At 66.2% G+C, this 16,329-nt stretch carries 15 protein-coding genes and 1 tRNA gene; 9 read left to right on the forward strand and 7 right to left on the reverse strand.

Annotated features, from left to right (window positions below):
• Positions 1-64: 64 nt before the first annotated feature.
• A complete protein-coding gene (locus CIK81_RS11155; RefSeq protein WP_096163368.1) occupies positions 65-487 on the forward strand; it encodes a hypothetical protein in 423 nt (140 codons plus the stop codon).
• A 117-nt stretch (positions 488-604) separates the two neighbouring features.
• On the forward strand, positions 605-742 hold the full coding sequence (locus CIK81_RS18190) for a hypothetical protein (protein WP_158542001.1): 138 nt from the start codon (positions 605-607) through the stop codon (positions 740-742).
• Between the two features lie 75 nt (positions 743-817).
• Here CIK81_RS18190 and CIK81_RS11160 read toward each other — a convergent pair whose 3' ends face one another.
• A complete protein-coding gene (locus tag CIK81_RS11160) occupies positions 818-2,266 on the reverse strand; it encodes an acyltransferase (protein ID WP_114355706.1) in 1,449 nt (482 codons plus the stop codon).
• 49 nt (positions 2,267-2,315) lie between these two features.
• Here CIK81_RS11160 and CIK81_RS11165 point away from each other — a divergent pair, with 49 nt between their 5' ends.
• Positions 2,316-2,582: a GNAT family N-acetyltransferase gene (locus CIK81_RS11165; RefSeq protein WP_147272354.1), complete on the forward strand. Its 267-nt coding sequence runs from the start codon at positions 2,316-2,318 to the stop codon at positions 2,580-2,582.
• 144 nt (positions 2,583-2,726) lie between these two features.
• Here the strand turns inward: CIK81_RS11165 and CIK81_RS11170 are convergent, their stop codons facing one another.
• Together CIK81_RS11170 and CIK81_RS11175 are read right to left on the reverse strand one after the other, a co-directional pair.
• Positions 2,727-4,052: a replication-associated recombination protein A gene (locus CIK81_RS11170; protein ID WP_114355708.1), complete on the reverse strand. Its 1,326-nt coding sequence runs from the start codon at positions 4,050-4,052 to the stop codon at positions 2,727-2,729.
• A gap of 54 nt (positions 4,053-4,106) precedes the next feature.
• The gene (locus tag CIK81_RS11175) at positions 4,107-4,472 is read right to left on the reverse strand and encodes an MmcQ/YjbR family DNA-binding protein (RefSeq protein WP_096163372.1); all 366 of its coding nucleotides are present in this window, start codon (positions 4,470-4,472) and stop codon (positions 4,107-4,109) included.
• Positions 4,473-4,649: 177 nt separating this feature from the next.
• Here CIK81_RS11175 and CIK81_RS11180 point away from each other — a divergent pair, with 177 nt between their 5' ends.
• The gene (locus CIK81_RS11180; RefSeq protein ID WP_096163373.1) at positions 4,650-5,273 is read left to right on the forward strand and encodes a TetR/AcrR family transcriptional regulator; all 624 of its coding nucleotides are present in this window, start codon (positions 4,650-4,652) and stop codon (positions 5,271-5,273) included.
• A gap of 198 nt (positions 5,274-5,471) precedes the next feature.
• Here the strand turns inward: CIK81_RS11180 and CIK81_RS11185 are convergent, their stop codons facing one another.
• Positions 5,472-5,693, reverse strand: coding sequence for a hypothetical protein (locus tag CIK81_RS11185; protein ID WP_096163374.1), 222 nt, complete (start codon positions 5,691-5,693; stop codon positions 5,472-5,474).
• Between the two features lie 373 nt (positions 5,694-6,066).
• On the opposite strand from CIK81_RS11185, the gene CIK81_RS11190 reads away from it, so the two are divergent.
• Entirely contained in the window at positions 6,067-7,131 is a 1,065-nt protein-coding gene (locus CIK81_RS11190) for a hypothetical protein (RefSeq protein WP_096163375.1), read from the forward strand.
• 87 nt (positions 7,132-7,218) lie between these two features.
• Here the strand turns inward: CIK81_RS11190 and CIK81_RS11195 are convergent, their stop codons facing one another.
• Positions 7,219-8,097: a hydrolase gene (locus CIK81_RS11195; protein ID WP_241964129.1), complete on the reverse strand. Its 879-nt coding sequence runs from the start codon at positions 8,095-8,097 to the stop codon at positions 7,219-7,221.
• A gap of 661 nt (positions 8,098-8,758) precedes the next feature.
• A complete protein-coding gene (locus CIK81_RS11200) occupies positions 8,759-10,744 on the reverse strand; it encodes a glycosyltransferase (RefSeq protein WP_114355709.1) in 1,986 nt (661 codons plus the stop codon).
• A 236-nt stretch (positions 10,745-10,980) separates the two neighbouring features.
• Between CIK81_RS11200 and CIK81_RS11205 the strand changes: the two genes are divergently transcribed.
• The 3 genes from CIK81_RS11205 to CIK81_RS11215 are packed head-to-tail and all read left to right on the forward strand — an operon-like array spanning position 10,981 to position 13,953.
• Positions 10,981-11,778 (forward strand): class I SAM-dependent methyltransferase, encoded by a 798-nt coding sequence (locus tag CIK81_RS11205; protein WP_096166613.1) that lies wholly within the window; start codon positions 10,981-10,983, stop codon positions 11,776-11,778.
• A gap of 29 nt (positions 11,779-11,807) precedes the next feature.
• Entirely contained in the window at positions 11,808-12,959 is a 1,152-nt protein-coding gene (locus tag CIK81_RS11210) for an MFS transporter (RefSeq protein WP_158542002.1), read from the forward strand.
• A gap of 10 nt (positions 12,960-12,969) precedes the next feature.
• Complete coding sequence (locus tag CIK81_RS11215) at positions 12,970-13,953, forward strand: GlxA family transcriptional regulator (RefSeq protein ID WP_096166593.1); 984 nt, start codon at positions 12,970-12,972, stop codon at positions 13,951-13,953.
• Positions 13,954-14,098: 145 nt separating this feature from the next.
• On the opposite strand, the gene CIK81_RS18195 is transcribed toward CIK81_RS11215, so the two are convergent.
• A tRNA-OTHER gene (locus CIK81_RS18195) sits at positions 14,099-14,208 on the reverse strand.
• A 163-nt stretch (positions 14,209-14,371) separates the two neighbouring features.
• On the opposite strand from CIK81_RS18195, the gene CIK81_RS11220 reads away from it, so the two are divergent.
• Positions 14,372-16,270 carry an ATP-dependent endonuclease gene (locus CIK81_RS11220; RefSeq protein WP_114355711.1) on the forward strand — a complete coding sequence of 633 codons (1,899 nt, stop codon included), beginning with the start codon at positions 14,372-14,374 and terminating at the stop codon, positions 16,268-16,270.
• The last annotated feature ends 59 nt before the right edge of the window (positions 16,271-16,329 follow it).

Here is a 16,329-nt window from a genome sequence, read left to right on the forward strand (position 1 = left end):
CCCGCATCGGCACCGATACTGGAGGCCCCGATACCGGAGGCACCGCACCCGCCAGGAGGCAGCCATGGTCGACGACGATCCCCTCCCCGACGCCCGGCCCACCGCGCTCACCCGGCGCACCACGGGCGAAGAGCTCACCGTCCTGGACGGCGGTGACCGTCCCGGCGCGCCCGATCGCGCCGAGGGGCACGCGATGCTCGTCACCCACCTGGGGAGCCTGCCGGACGCAGCAGCCGAGGAGCTGTTCGGCCCGGACGTGCAGCGTGCGCTCTACGTCTACTACGCGGAGGGGCCGTCGCTCGTCGGTGCGGTGCTCGACCCGCCCCTGTCGGTGCATGCCCCGTCGGCCCCCGCGCTCGAGGCGACGGTGCGCACCGTCGTCGCCGAGCATCGCGGCGTGGTCGAGGCCGACGTGCATCCCTTCGGCCGACGGGTGGAGCGGGATCGTGCGCTCTCGGTGATCAGCTCCCTGGTCACCCAGCGATAGCCGACTCCGTCAGGGGCTCTGCCGGCGGTCGGATGTGCGGCGGCGAGCAGAGCCGTCCACCGCGCGCAGCAGCGGACCAGGTCGCTCGCGGACGATCAGTGCCCGTACCGTGAGCGCATGGAAATTCTTGTCGGGCTCGTGCTCTATGGACTGCTGTTCGTCGTCATTCTGCTGACCCTGTACTGGGTGATCCGCAAGGCAGTCGCGGGCGGGATCCGCGATGCACAGATCGATGAGATGGCCCGGCGGTCCTGACCTTCGAATGAGGGTCACGACGCGCCCCCGCCGTCACGACGCGCCCCCGCCCTCCGTCACGAGGGCGGGGGCGTCTCACCTGCCGACCGTGCGCACACGTGGAGGAGACGCGCTGTCCTCACGAGGAACCCTGGCGCGGATTCTCGACAGCGCCGCCAGGAACAGGCCGACGGCGGCTCCCGCGGTGAGCACGGTGGTGCCGGCCAGCAACAGGATCAGCACTCCGATCAGGCCGAGCAGCACGGCCTGCAGCGCTCGCCGGGACAAGCGGGTCGGGCGTGCCGGTCGGCGTCGTTCGATGCTCCCGAGCACTGCGGCGAGGGCGAAGGTCAGCACGATCGAGAGCACCAGCCACCATGGCCGGGTCGTCCACCACATCAGGCCCGACGGCTCCGGCAGCGGCATCCCGTCGCGCAGCGCGAGCACCGCGGAGACCCCCGCCATCGCGAGCAGGACCGGCAGGTTCCACAGGTAGATCGTCATGGTGCGAGCGGTGACGAAGCGCGTGCACGCCTCGATCCACGGATGCGCGCTGAGCTCGGCGAGCGCCGGGCGCAGCAGCGAGAGCGCGGCGGTCTGCGCCGCACCGACCAGCAGCAGCGCAATGGTGGGCGGGTTGAGGTGCGCGATGAGATCCGGGGTCCAGATCCCGGCGACCACTCCCCCGATCAGCACGGCGACCGCGGCCGCTCCCGCACTCCGGCGCACCGCCGGTGACAGTGCGTCGAGCGGCCCGTCGACCAGGAAGAAGCCCAGCTGCTGGAGGGCGAGCCAGACGAAGGCGATGTTGGTGTATCCGAGGGCGTCGATGCTGGTGAGACCGCGCAGCGCATCGACGGTGACCGCCGCGATCACGAGCATGACGAGCGTGCGCACCGCCGCGCGGTCGTGCGCGCGCAGCAGAGCGGGAAGGAGTGCTTGGCACGCCAGGAAGACGCCCAGGAACCACAGGGGCTGGCCGTAGCGGACGCCCGCCAGCCCGAGCAGTTCCGCGGGAACCCCCAGGATCCCGAGCCAGGCGAGCACCATCCCGACGGCCAAGACCGTGACGATCGCCGGCAGCAGCAGGCGGTGCACGCGCCCGACGACGAAGTCCGTCGAGGTGCCGCCGCGCGCGAGCAGCCGGCGCAGGGCCAGTGCCCCGGCGAAGCCGCCGATCACGAAGAAGATCGGCATCACCTGCAGGATCCACGTCAGCGGCGGGTACCAGGGCGCGTTCACCGTGGTGTATTCGAGCACGGGCGCCGGGCCCGTCACCGTGACCCCGACCTGGATGCCGTGCAGCACCACGACGGCGAGGACGCACAGTGCGCGCACGAGGTCGATGGCGGGATCGCGACGGCCGGCAGCAGCCGACGCGGCTGCCGGGTCGGTGCTCGCGCGTTCGGTGCCGGAATCGGTGGCACTGGCGCAGGCGGGGTCGGCGAGGTCGGCGAGGTCGGCGCGGGTGACGGTGGCGGTGGCGGTGATCGCGGTGACACCGTCAGGACGTCGCGCCGCCGGGATGCTGGCCGTGGTGTGCATGGGGTCCCTCCTCTGGTCCTGAGCAGGAAGGTAGGGACGAGACGCCGGCGTGCACATCACTCCTGCGGGCGAATCCGGCCCCCTACGACCGAGGGAGGCCCTGACCCGCGGGCATCGCGTGGCAGCCATGGCCGTGGGCGACGACAACGCTCGTGCCCAGCGGCTGTACGAGCGGCTCGGGTATCGCACGACCGGCATCTTCGACGTCACGGAGTACGACTGGACCGCCGACGACGGGACGCTCCACCACGCCAGGGAGCGCGATCAGCTGCTCCTCAAGCAGCTCCGGATCGACGACGTGTCCGAGAGGGGCTGATCGGTCCGGCCGGGAGACGCACTGAACAGCCCGGAACACACTGACGGACCGCCTGCCCCAGGAGCACTGCTCACCCGGACGAGTCCGGCTGCGGCGAACACTTGGGGCCCCGGATCAGCCCTCGCGGGAGCGTGTCGCGAAGGATCACCCGTCGGGCGGGGAGCCGGGGTCGCCGTGGGCGCGGTCGTCCCGGAGCCGGGCCCAGTGACGCATCCGCTCGGCGACGGCGCGTTCGTCACCGTGCTCGGTGGGCTCGTAGAACGTCTGGCGGGGCATGGCATCGGGGAAGTAGCGCTGGCCGGAGAACCCCGTCTCGGTGTCGGGGTCGTAGTCGTAGCCCTCGCCGTATCCGAGCGTCTTCATCAGCTGCGTCGGGGCGTTGAGGAGGTGCGCCGGTGGCATGAGCGAGCCGGACTGCTTGGCGGCGCGCATCGCGCGAGTCATCCCGCGGTAGACCGCGATGGATTTCGGAGCCGTCGCGAGATAGACGACGGCCTGGGCGATCGCAAGCTCACCCTCGGGGGAACCGAGCCGCTCGTAGACGTCCCATGCGGCGAGCGCCTGGTGGATCGCCTGCGGATCGGCCATGGCGATGTCCTCGTTGGCGAAGCGCACGAGCCGCCGTGCGATGTAGAGCGGGTCCTCGCCGCCGTCGAGCATCCGGGCCAGCCAATACAGGGAGGCGTCGGGGTCGGAGCCGCGCATCGCCTTGTGCAGGGCCGAGATGAGGTTGTAGTGCCCTTCCTGGGACTTGTCGTACAGCGGAGCGCGCTGCTGGACGAGCTGGGCCAGGCCCGCGGCGTCCAACGGCTGGCGCACGGGCTGCACCTGCTCGATGAGATTGAGCAGATAGCGTCCGTCGCCATCGGCCATCGCCACGAGCGCCTGCCGTGCCTCCGCGTCCACCGGCAGAGGTTCTCCCATCGCGCGCTCGGCCCGCTCGACGAGTGTCGTGAGAGCGGCGTCATCGAGCCGTCTGAGGACGAACACCTGGCTGCGTGAGAGCAGCGCGCCGTTGAGCTCGAAGCTGGGATTCTCGGTCGTCGCGCCGACGAGTACGATCGTGCCGTCCTCGACGTACGGAAGAAACGAATCCTGCTGGGCCCGGTTGAACCGGTGGACCTCGTCGACGAACAGCAGCGTGCCCTGCCCGATCTCGCGCCGCTTCTGCGCCGCCAGGAACACCTTCCGCAGATCGGCGACGCCGGAGAACGTGGCCGACAGCGGCTCGAACGCCAGACCGGTGCCCTCGGCGAGGAGCCGGGCGATCGTCGTCTTCCCACAGCCCGGCGGGCCCCACAGCACCATGGACACCAGCCGACGCTCGGCGACCATTCGCCCGATCGGGCCCTCGGGGGCGAGCAGATGATCCTGCCCGACCACCTCGGCGAGAGTCTGCGGGCGCAGTCGGTCCGCCAGCGGCCGCGATGACTCGTCGGCCTCGAACAGTGCTGGTGCGTCGTGGTCCACCCGTTCTCCGTCCTCGCGCCCTGCGGCGCCTCGTGTGCAGCGGATGCGCTCGCCCTACTCGGGACGATCCTTGGCCGGCGCCCCTCGTGCGGCGAGCCGGTAGGACTCGTCCACGAGATCCTCGACCAGGGACCGCGAGACCCCTTCCCCGGCCCCGACGGAGATCCAGTGCTCCTTGTCGAGGTAGTGCCCGCGGCGGATCGACGCATGCTCGCGACGCAGCGCGTCCCCGTCGTCGGGCTCGGCCTTGAGCGTGATGATCTCCAGGTCCGGGTCGTCCTCGGTCACGATCAGGAACACCTTCCCCGCGACCTTCCACACCCGCAGATGCTTGGTGAACGGATACCCGCTGCTCGTGCCCGGCAGTCCGTCGGCGGTCTCTCGCGCGACCTCCTGGAGGTCTTCGCCGCGCAGGCTCATACCGCGCTCTCCGTGGCGTGCGGCTGCACCGTGGTGCTCTGCATCAGCGTGCCTCCCCGTCTCGTCGCGGCCGAGTCTCCTCAGCATAACGAGAGTGCGTACGCTCGTATAGGTGAGGCCGCCGATCCGCGAGGCGGCGAGGCGGCGAGGCGGCGAGGCGGCTAGGCAGGAGGCGTCATGCGCAAAGGGATAGCCAACGACCCCGGTCGTCGGCAGCGGATCCGGGACGCTGCGGCCGCCGTGATCGCCGAGGAGGGCGTCGAGGCGGCCACGTACCGGCGCGTCGCCGCACACGCCGAGGTGCCGCTGGGATCGATGACGTACTACTTCCCGAAACTCACGGACCTGATCACGAGCGCGTTCGAGCTCCTGGGCGAACAGCTCCGCCCTCGCTACGACACGCCGCTCAGGGAGGCCGTCGACAGGCAAGCGGCGATCGAGGTGCTCGTCGAGGCCACCTGCGGCAGCACCCGGGCCACCCCGGAGCAGCTTCGCCTCGGCCGCGAGATGCACCGCTGCGGAAGCCGCAGCCCGACGGTCGCGGCCCAGATCGCCTCCCTGGAGGCCGAGGCCATCGACGCCCTGCGAACCCACTTCACCGAACCGGCGGCCCGCGCTCTCGACGCCCTCGTGGAGGGCTGGTGGGTCCACCAGTCCTGGAACCGCGCACCGCTGGATCCCGACATGGTGCGCCGAGCCTTCACCAGCCTGGCCCGGGAATTCGACGGGCCCGACGACCACGAAAAACTCGACGAACACGACGAACTTGACGAACCCGAAGAGCACGACGCTGGTCAGTGACCTGCCCGGACGGACATCACGAGCACGCGCGACATCGTCGGCGTATGGATCGACGGTCACCGCGTCCGATGAGCACGGCGAGCCGGCGGGCGAGCATGATCGGCGCCATTCGGCACGTCCGCCGGCGCCGCATGTCGTCGGAGTGAACGCGCATCGTCGCCGGCGCGGACGATGCCAGAACGCATCACGCGGCTCACGCTAGTCACGCGGGACGACGGAGACCCCGAAGTCCACGCGGTGGGCCTCATCGTCCACGACCAGCACGAGGACCTGCTCGAGCCGCCACCCCTCCCCTTCGGCCTGCGGTTCCGGTGCCGAGATCACGTCCACGCTGTCGAGCAGTCCCTCGGCCACCAGCCGTCCGCCCTGCCACACGCTGACCTGCTGGCCGCAGAAGGCCTGAATGTCTTCGATGCGCATGCCGCCTCCATCCCGAGCCGTCCGAGGGCCCGTACTGTTCCGCTGAGCATGAGTGGTGCCACCGACCTCGGTTCAGCACGGTCCGCCACGAGTGGCGACGAGACTCGTCGACGCCCGCCCGGACCACGGGCGGACCGGCGCCCTCGAGGTTCTGATGCCGCGAGCTCTGCTGCAGCTGTTCTCCTCGTCGAGAGATAGCGCAACTCTAGCGCTCGCCCGGTCTCCCTCCGTGCCCCGTGGCCCCCGCTGCTGCTTCCGCGACCCTGACCGCAGACAACGCGCGGTCACGGACCCCACCAAGTGGTCGGAGGCGGCCTTCCGCCTCTCTCGAAACCGTAGCCTGCTGGCCGACACCACCGAGGAAGGACACCGAATGGCCGACGACCCGATGACCGGAGTGAACGTCCTCCTGGTCGCTGACCCCGGTCTGCCGACCGCACGCGCACGGTCCATCGAGGACGAGCTGCAGCAGCTGCTGGACGAAGCGTTCAGCCCACCGATCACGCTGGACGTCCAGACCGCGATGCTGCGTCTTCGACCCGACGATTCTCTCGACCTCTCCGACGCGATCGACCTCGCCGGCGAGTACTCGTCGCCCGACGCCGTGCTCCTCCTCACCGAGATCCCCCGACTCAACGACGGACACCCACTGATCGCCGAGATCTTCCCGGAGGAACAGATCGCCGTGATCTCCTGCCCGACGCTCGGCGCGTTCACCAGCAAGCGCCGCATCCTCGACACCCTGATGGCCTGCACCCTGCGGCTGAAGCCCACCAGCGCACCTCGCGACTCCTCACGTTTCGACCGGTCCTGGCTGCACTGGGCACAGAGCTCGGACGGCACCGACCACTCAACGCTCCGAGCGCACCGAGTATCCGGCGGCGCCCGCACGATCCTCGGCATGGTCGCTGGGAACGAACCCCTGAAGACGGCGCCCCGCCTCTCCAGCGCCCTCGCTGCCGCCTCGGCCACGGGCGCGTTCGGCATCTTCTACAACTCGATCTGGGTCATGTCCACCTACCTGTCGACACCCCGGCTGCTCGGCGTCGGCGCTCTCGCGATCGTCGCGATGACGGCATGGCTGATCATGAGCAACGGACTGTGGGACTCCCCGAAGCGCGACAATCTCGCTCGGGTCGTCCTCCTCTACAACCTCTCCACCGTCGTCACCCTGCTGCTCTGCGTCCTCGCGCTCTACGGAGCGCTGGTGCTGCTGATCCTTGCCGGCGGCATGATCGTGATCGCCCCCGAATACATGGAATCGGTCATCGACGAAGCCCCCGTGTTCGCTCGCTATCTCGATGTGGCGTGGCTGAGCGCCGCCATGGGCGTCGTCGCCGGCGCGCTCGGCTCCAGCTTCGATCAACGCACGAACCTCCGCACTCTCACCCACGGCCAGCGTGAGCGCCAGCGCAAGTACGCCGAGAACGATTCGTGAGGAGGCGACGGCGAGTTCCGATGACGGCGGGCCGCTGGTGAGCAGCCTCAGCAGGATCCCGCACTTCTCTCGCGGTCAGCCCCGAACTCAGCCGGGCATTCCGGCAGGTCCGGTGCGATCGTCGTGCTCCCCGCCGGTCCACGCGGCGTGCCGAGCGGCGGAGGTCAGCACCGCGTTCCGCGCTCCCCCGAGGATCGCGCCCGCGAAGTTGCCGTAGAGACGATCGAAGGCGAAGCGTGCGGCGCCGTCTGCGACTCGAAGGGCGACCGCACCGGAGAGAGGGATCCGGTTCGGGTAGGAATACATGAACGTGGTGGTGCGTCCGTCGGGGTTCGGAGCGATCGTGTCGCCCGACAACAGGACGCCCCGGCCGTCGGCACCGCCCCAGTGGACGACGGCGCTGCCGGGGAAGTGCCCTCCGAGCTGCGCTGCGACGACGCCGGGGAGCACCTCCTCCTCGCCGTCCCAGAGATGACGATGCGCGGGCGTGCGCCCGAGCCAGCCGGCGTCGGCCCGAGCGATCCAGACCGGCACGTCGCCGAGGGCTGCGGACCATGCCGTCTGCAGGCCGAACATGTGCGGATGGCTCGGGATGATCGCTCGCATCGGTCCGAGCTTCGCGACCTCTTCGACGGCCGCGGCGGTGATCGCGGCCGGCACATCGACCATCACGCTGCCGTGGTCCGTGACCAGCACCTTCGCCTCCTGACCGATGCCGACCCCGCCATCGACCCGCAGCGCGAAGAGGCGTTCCTCGACCTCGACGACGCTGATGCCGGCGCCCGCCTCTGCGGGTTGATGCCAGCGCTGCACGCCGTCGGGTGGAAGGTACTGCCTCTCGTCGGCGCAGACGGGGCACACGGAGGGCAACGTCTCCGCGTCGTACTCGACGCCGCAGGTCGCACACTGGGTGATGCCCCGCAGCATGACGGGGAGCGACTCGTTCGTGATGAGTGGATCGGTCATGGTCATCTCCTCAGATGGATGAGGTGATCCTCCACCCTCGAGCGCCCTTGAGGTCAACCGGTGAGCGGTGGACGCGTCCGGGCGGCTCCGGCGCGACCTGCTCGGACGTCGACGCGGGCAGACGCCATGTACCGCATGGAGCGTTGCGCGATCCTTCGACTGCCTGCCCGCCCTACGGTCGAGTGTCCATGACGGGCCCTCCACCGGCATGGTCCGCGGAACCTAGAACATGACTCCGACCTGCGGTGGTCCACTGGTGAGAACGCTGGTCTCCACGTGGCGCCGACGCGGTGCGGCAGCGTGGCGTCGGCCGGCTGGGTTGGTACAGAGATGGCCGGCGCGAAGCATCCTCGGCCACGTCTGGACTGTCAGCCATTCGTGCGGCGGTCCCCTCTTTCCAGAGCGAGACCGGCACTCTGCCCTCGGCCTGCCACCCTCAACCCGTGCGCAGTCGCTGAGAACGACCGTACGGGCCGACGTGCGTGAGTATCGCCTGCGGCGGCCGTACTGTGAGCGTGGTTGTTCAGGCGATCGAAGCCCTCCAGAGTGGTCCTTACAGGACGCGCCCCATCCTTGTACGGGAGAGTCGGGGAGCTTTCGTCATGCCCTTATCTCGTCGTACCTCGGACTACTCCATGGTCACGCTTGCCGAACGCTGCGCTTACGCCTCGCGGCGCACGCTGAGGTTTCCCGCCGCTGTGGTGTACGGAAGCAATCCGTCCCTCGCCTTGGGCATCTGCACACCCGAACTCGCGATCCGCGTACGTCCCCATGTCGCAGAGCCACGGACGAACGCGTAGAGATCTAGGGCGGAATTCCCTTCAATGGCCTTGAGCTCGGCAGCGGTGACGGTCCCCTCGATGACGAGACCACCACGGGTCTTTTTTGCCTGAGCGGGAACGCGACCGTACGCATCCCGTCCTCGACCGATCCAGCCGAGCATCACGTCACGCATATCGCCACCCATCTCCGAGGTCACCTTGAGTCGGAGGTGCAGGCCTTTTGCGGTCAAGGAGACCGCGATCAGTTCCGCGTCGAGCTTCCGTGCCCGAAGAGTCGTCTTGCGTTTCTGGGCCTTCGCGAGCTGTTCTCCCCAGACCTTGGTGACGTTCGCCGGCGAGAAGTCGCGCGAACGTCGGATCGCGGCCTTCCGCATCCGGGCTCGTTGCCGGTTCGTCATGCCATGGAGCTTGATAAGCGCCTCTGCCATCCCCTCGATGTCCCCCGGCGGCACGAGGAAGCCGTCTACCCCATCGGTGACGACGTCGCTGGGGCCGAACTCGATGTCGTAGACGATCGGGATGCATCCTGCTGACATGGCTTCCAGAAGGGCGACCGGATGGCCTTCATAGCGACTGCTCATCAGTGTGAAGGATGCCGTGCCGAAGCTCGCCTTGGCGTTGGAGTCGTACCCCTTCCAGTCGACGACCTCGCTAAGCCCGAGCTTTGCCGCTTGCCTGGTGAGGCGACGGGTCAGCGGCCCGAGACCAAAAATGTCGACCTGGGTATGTATACCTTCGGCACGTGCACGTGCCAGAGCATCGAGTGCGTGGTCGAGTCGCTTCTGAGTCACCTGACGAGCCACGATGACACCGCCAGACCGTTCTCGCTCGGCCGACGGTTTCGCGGCCGGATGGGCCAACATGTTGGGCGCGACGAAGCTGTTCTCGCTGACTAAGCCGGCTTCGAGGAATCCGGCCTGTTGACGGGCTGTCAGAATCGCGACTGCATCGAACCAGTCCAGGTGGGTGAGCATGCGCATGACGCTAGGGGCCACGCCACCGCGTTCGTTGGAACGCATCTGGAGGAGGTGGTGGTTATGGATCGCTTGGACAGTAGTCACGTTGTCGCGCTGGTAGTCGAAGAAGACGTTCCCGGCCGTCGCAGAGTCGACGATCACGATCGATTCGTCGGCGCCGATCACCCAGTCAAGCCACGCGTGGTAGAGCTGGCGTTCACTGCGCCACTGAGCTCGTGGCCGGCCATCTCGCGTGAAGAGCGTGATGAGGCGATCGCCGGCTTCGCCGCGGTGCTCCACGTCCCGTTCGTCGCAGATCGCCCTCGTCCCGTCCGAGCGGAATCGGTCGATCTGAAGCACGGCCCCGTCTTCGCTGAGCCTCCGCGACTGGTTCGTTTCCTCAGGCAGAGGAAGCTCATCCGCCGTTGGCATCAATGGGTCGACACGAGACGGAAACCCGGCAAGGGCTTCGTCTGAACGGGTCTCGAGGTCCGACCAGACGTTGCGGATCCGAACATTGTCGCTAATCTGCCCTGAACTGCGCAGCTGCTGTGTACGAACGTCCTGGTCGACCATGTTCGGTGACTTCGTAAGCACTTCGATCTTGCGGTGGTCGAGATCCGCGAAGGCAGAGGCACGTTGCAGTGCGACGGTGATCATCCCTCCGAAGGTCTCAGGGATGATGCTCACGAGAATGTAGATGGGGACTCGAGGAAGAAGAGTTCTGCGGGAACGCACAAGGCCACCTTTGGGGACGAGAAGCCCGATCACGACGCAGGCATGGCGCAACCCGGGCTGTGGCACCAGCGCCAAGTGCTCACGGTATACGAGTTCTGACGGCGCTCGACGGAGCATGACTCGGCCGATCAGGAGAGGTGCGATCGGAGTCGGGTCGTCGCGGTCGCTCACGCTGGTTCCTTCCAGCCTGGGCCCTGTGACGCGTCGCCGCCTCGAGCATGGGGGCTGCCGCGTCGATAGGTGACATATTGACCTGACCTAAACGTGCAGCAGTCCCGCTGCTCGTGGAATCGATCGAGTAGTCGCGACCGTTACGGATCTTGCGCTGATTAGGGTTGGCGCGATCTGTACGACCGGTGACTGGGCTGCGACTGGTGCTAAGTGAGGGTTCGCAGTTGGGTGGCGGCATGACAGAAAAACGATCAGCCGCTGACCACGAAGGCGGGGACGGAAGCGCTGGAGACGCGGACTACGGGTCGATCGGATCAGGCTACTCGCGGTACCGGCAACCCGAGCCAGTCTTCGTCGACGCCATCCACGCGGCCCTCAACGGCGCGCAGACTCTGGTGAATGTCGGTGCTGGCGCTGGCTCATACGAACCGGATCACCTCACGGTGACGGCGGTCGAGCCCAGTGCCGCGATGCGGGCGCAACGACCGGTTGGAGCAGCCCAAGTGGTGGACGCCGTCGCGGAGGATCTGCCGTTCTCCGATCGCACCTTCGACGCTGCATTGGCGTCGTTCACCGTGCACCAGTGGCGTGACCTGCACGGTGGGCTCCGCGAGGTGCGGCGAGTGACCCGCGGGCCGGTGGTGATCCTCACGTGCGACCCTGCCGCGCTCGAGCGTTCTTGGATCAACGACTACGCGCCCGAAGTGATCGCTACAGAAGCCAGCCGCTATCCCACGATCACCGATGTGCGTTCGGGTCTGGGTGGGACGGTCAAGGTCGAGCACCTACCGATTCCTTTAGCGTGCGTCGACGGGTTCTCCGAGGCCTACTATGGCCGCCCGGAAGCGCTCCTCGATCCCGGCGCGCGACGCGCGAACTCGGCGTGGAGCTTCGTGAGCCATAAGACCGAAGACCGTTTCGACAGGGCTCTTCGCGCGGATCTCGCGTCCGGGGCTTGGGATGACCGTTATGGGCATCTACGTACTCAGCCGACGTTCGACGGCTCTCTCCGGCTCGTCGTGGGGCACCGGTGACGGGTAGCTGTCTCCAGCGACAAGGGCGAGTGCTCTGGCCGGTAGCCGCATGGTTCTGGGCACTCCAGTTCGCAGTTCTCAACCCCCTCCTCGCGGTTCTCCTCGTCACTCTCTACGGTGCAACACCGTCACAGGTCGGCTGGGCGCTCGGCCTCTACAACCTCGGTGGTTTCATCGCGTCGCTGGTCATCCCAACATTGGCCGACCGGTCGGGCGACTACCTTCGCCCGCTCGTGTTCTGTGCGCTCGGCGGGGTTGGCCTGGTCGTAGTCCTTGCGGTGACGACGTCGTTGCCGATCGCGGTGATCGCACTGATCGTTCTCGGCGGGCCGACCGGGGTGGGATCGACTCTGCTCTTCGCGCAGCTGCGTCACGAGGGCGCACCGCCCGCTCAGGTCATCCGGACCCGCGCGATCGTCTCGCTCGCCTGGGTGATCGGTCCACCGCTCGCGACCCTGATCGCGGGCGCATCCGGAACACCTGCTGTGCTGCTGCTACTTGCCGGGATCGGCTTGGTCAACGTTGTTACGGCGCTGCTGCTCCTGCGCCGACGCACCCCGAACCCCAGGTATGACGACGCGCCTCGTCCGAGCCTGCTCAAGCAATTGCGCGGATGGTCTCGTTGCGCAGTCGTCACGGCCTTCATCCTCCTGCAGGCGTCGAACATCGCCACCGTCACTGTGGCGACGCTGTTCGTCACTCATGACCTGCACGCCCCGATTGTCTGGGCGGGCGTCGTCCTCGGGGCTGCCGCCTTCATGGAAGTCCCCGGGCTGATGATCATTGGCCGCCTCCACGAGCGAACCCGGGCCCGACGACTCCTTGGTACCGGTTGGGCCGCTGGAGTCCTCTACTACGGGCTCGCTACGCTTGTTCACGAGCCGTGGCAGCTGTTGGCCCTGCAGCCGCTGAACGCCTGGTTCTTCGCCGTGGTTGCAGGCGTCGGCCTGACCGTCTTCCAGGACGTCTTCCCCAACCCGGGACTGGCGTCGGGACTGTTCACGAACACGCGCCGAGTGGGCGCCGTCCTGGCGGGTCTCCTCATCGCTGGGCTCGGGGTCTTTCCTGATCCGTATCGTGCTGTGTATGGGGCCGCGGCCGTCATCGTGTTGCTTGTCGTCTTCGGGAGCGTAGTCGTAGTTGCGCAGGCCCGTACCCGGCGGTGGCTCGATGCGCGCTAGATTCACGTCTATGAATGCCGTTCGGGACCACCGCGTAGCAGTGCTCATCCTCGACGGAGCGAAGGCGCTCGACGTCGGAATCGCGGCGCATGTCTTCGCGAAACGGCCGAGCATGCCCTACGAAGTACGGGTCTGCGGCGAACAGGTCGGCACGGTCGAAGGATGGAACGGACTGGGCTACGCCGTCAGCCACGACCTCGAGGCCCTCGCATGGGCGGACACCGTCCTCGTGCCCGGCTACCGGAACCCGGCCGACACCACCACCCCATCCACGGTGATCGCCGCCCTCCGAGCAGCACACGAACGCGGCACCCGCATCGCGGCCATCTCTACCGGCGCATTCACCCTCGCCGCTGCGGGGCTGCTCGATGGTCACCTCGCAACCACACACTGGCACTACACGCACATCCTCCACGAGCAGTACCCGACGATCGACGTGGATGAGAACGTGCTCTTCGTCGACGCCGGTCAGGTCCTCACCAGCGCCGGCGCCGCCAGCGGTATCGACCTCTGTCTGCACCTCATCAGGCGGGACCACGGCGTCGCGCTCGCGAACCGCGTCGCACGGCGCCTCGTCAGCGCCCCGTACCGCAGCGGCGGCCAAGCGCAGTACGTCCCCCGCAGCATTCCTGAACCCCTCGGCGACGTCTTCGCAGCAACCCGCGCCTGGGCACTCGCCCATCTCCACGGCGACCTCTCACTCACGGCGCTCGCGCGGCAAGCCAACGTCTCACCCCGCACGTTCTCACGACGATTCACCGCCGACACCGGCATCACCCCTATGCAATGGGTGCTCCGCGCCCGCATCGACCATGCCCGCGAACTCCTTGAGCGAACCGACCTCACCGTCACCCAGATCGCCGATGCAAGCGGGTTGCGCTCCGACACGAACCTCCGCCGACACTTCGGATCCATCGTCGGAACCTCGCCGACCGCCTATCGGGCAGCCTTTCAGGAGGGGACTGAATCGCGATTAGGCGTGATCTTCACCTAACCGTGCACCGGTCCCTACAGAATCTTCTGCGTCGCCTTTGCGCGGCTGCCGTCACTCCTCGTCCGGCACAGCACACGTAGCCGCGTCGCTGGCATTGCCCCATCCGGGGCGGTACTCAGATCTACGATCTTTGCTCTGACCAGGGTGGGCCTGGAGGGGATCGAACCCTCGACCCGCGGATTAAAAGTCCGTCAGCGCACATGTGGCCGAGCAGATTCTGGCAGGCCAGAGCACCCTCTCGGTCAGCTCAAGCCCGACAGACGCCTTCGCGTTGCTGTCAGCGTTGCTGTCAAGCTACTCCCGCAGACGCGGCCTTGATCTAGTCACACCGAGCTAGGCTACCGAATCAGCAGCATCGGCTGGGGAGCCACTACCCCAGGGAGCGGCGAGGCCCTTCGATACATCGGGAGTGAACTAGGTGCGAATCAAGACCATTGAAATACGGAACTTCCGTGCATTCAAAGAAGTATGCATTAACTTTTCGGATATAACCGCATTCATTGGGCCAAATGGGGCCGGGAAGTCAAATATTCTTCGAGCCCTAGACTGGTTCTTCAATGGTGCGCAGAGTAGCCTCACTGAGCGCGACTTTCATCACCAAGACTCGAGCAACCCAATTCAGGTCGAGGTTACATTCGACAAATTGACCCCCGCAGATCGCCAGGCTCTAGGCAAATACGCCCCAGAAGATGCTGACACGTTTACCTGTTGGCGAACTCATGACGCAAACGGGGCAGACATTCGGTCAGCCAACTCTAAGGGGTTCGACCTGTTCGGCCCGATAAGTCTCGCCACGGCCGCGACAGAAAAGAAGCGACTGTACAAGGAGCTTCGCGACAGTCGGCCCGACTTAAATCTTGATGATGCGAAAACGGCGGGGGCTATTGCGGACGCAATGACAGTCTGGGAGGCAAAAAATCCCGGACTCCTGTCGAAAGTCTCCGAGCAGCTCGAAACCAACTTCTTCGGTTTCAATTCGCGAGGAAGGCTTCGAGGCGTATTTGATTACATATTTGTTGGCGCAGACTTGCGCGCCAGTGAGGAGTCGATTGACGCCAAGTCAAGCATCATCGGACGAATTCTGGAGCAAGCGGTCGATCGTAGCGCGGCAGATAAGTCACTCGTAGACCTAACGGAAGACCTTAGACAAAAACAGAAAGACGCATACAAGGACGCCTTCGGCGATCAGTTGCAGAGCGTCGCCGATTCACTCAACGCCGAGATCGCACGATACTCCCAGGGGCACAGCGTAAACGTAGAACCGGCAGAGTTTGACTTGAAGGCTCCACGCACGACGTTCGCAGTCGAGGTTACCAAGGGAGATACCAGGACTGACGTCGAAGGTCAGGGGCATGGATTCCAGCGCACACTCCTGGTGGCCGCGCTTCAAGTACTGGCCAGCACTGGCCCAGCGGGGAGCGATGGGACGATATGCCTCGCCATCGAGGAGCCTGAACTTTTTCAGCATCCATTACAAGAGAAGGCGTTCGCAAGAGTTCTTCGGGAGCTAAGCACCGCTAGGGACAGTCAAGTCCAGGTAACATACGCTACACATAGCCCAACTTTCGTCGACCCTCAGAATTTTCATGAGATTCGTCGGGTTACCCAGGCAAGCGGCACTTCCTCGAGTCCGACAGTAACGTCGAGCAAAATGAATAGTATTCGCGACAAGGTTGCGAAGATTATTGCCCCAAAGGTATTTGCCAGCCAGGTCTCTCGCGTAATTAGCGATCGACTGCCCGTAGCTCTCTTCGCAGAGCGGGTGCTGGTAGTGGAAGGGACGACAGACGCAGCCGTCGTACTTGGCGTAGGCGACCGTCTTTCCAAGACGGCAATCGAAGTTGCGGGATTGGCCGTAGTCCCGGCCACGACGAAACGTGACGTGGTGCTGTTCTCCGCGATCCTTACTGAGCTCGGGATCCCCAACTACGTACTTTTTGACGGAGACGCCAACGTTGGCGATCGCATAAAAGACCCCTCTCAATTGCAGAAGCAACTCGCCGAGAATGCCAAGCTAAATCGCCAACTAATCGAACACTTCGGTGGAGCGCCTGTGGACTTTCCGAAGACGGGACTGCATGACACCTTTGCGGTCTTTGAGGACATCTTGGAGACCTACCTGAAGGCCGAATGGCCGGAGTGGGACACTGCCTTCACGAAGTGGGAAAGCGATAACGGCGTCCAGCGGCATAAGCATGCAGACTCTTACAGGCTTGTGACAAGCCAGGCCAACGGCAAAGCGCCTGAGTTCTTTTCAGAGCTTTTTCGCAAGTGCGGTGTAGAGGTTACGCAGGTCGAGAGCGTCGACGGTCTCTAGCGCCAGATACGCATGCGACGGAGGGGCCGGGCCCGCAGCGCAGCGAGGACAACGGGCCC

Source organism: Brachybacterium sp. JB7 (genome assembly GCF_003335205.1).
GTDB classification, from domain to species: Bacteria; Actinomycetota; Actinomycetes; order Actinomycetales; family Dermabacteraceae; genus Brachybacterium; species Brachybacterium alimentarium.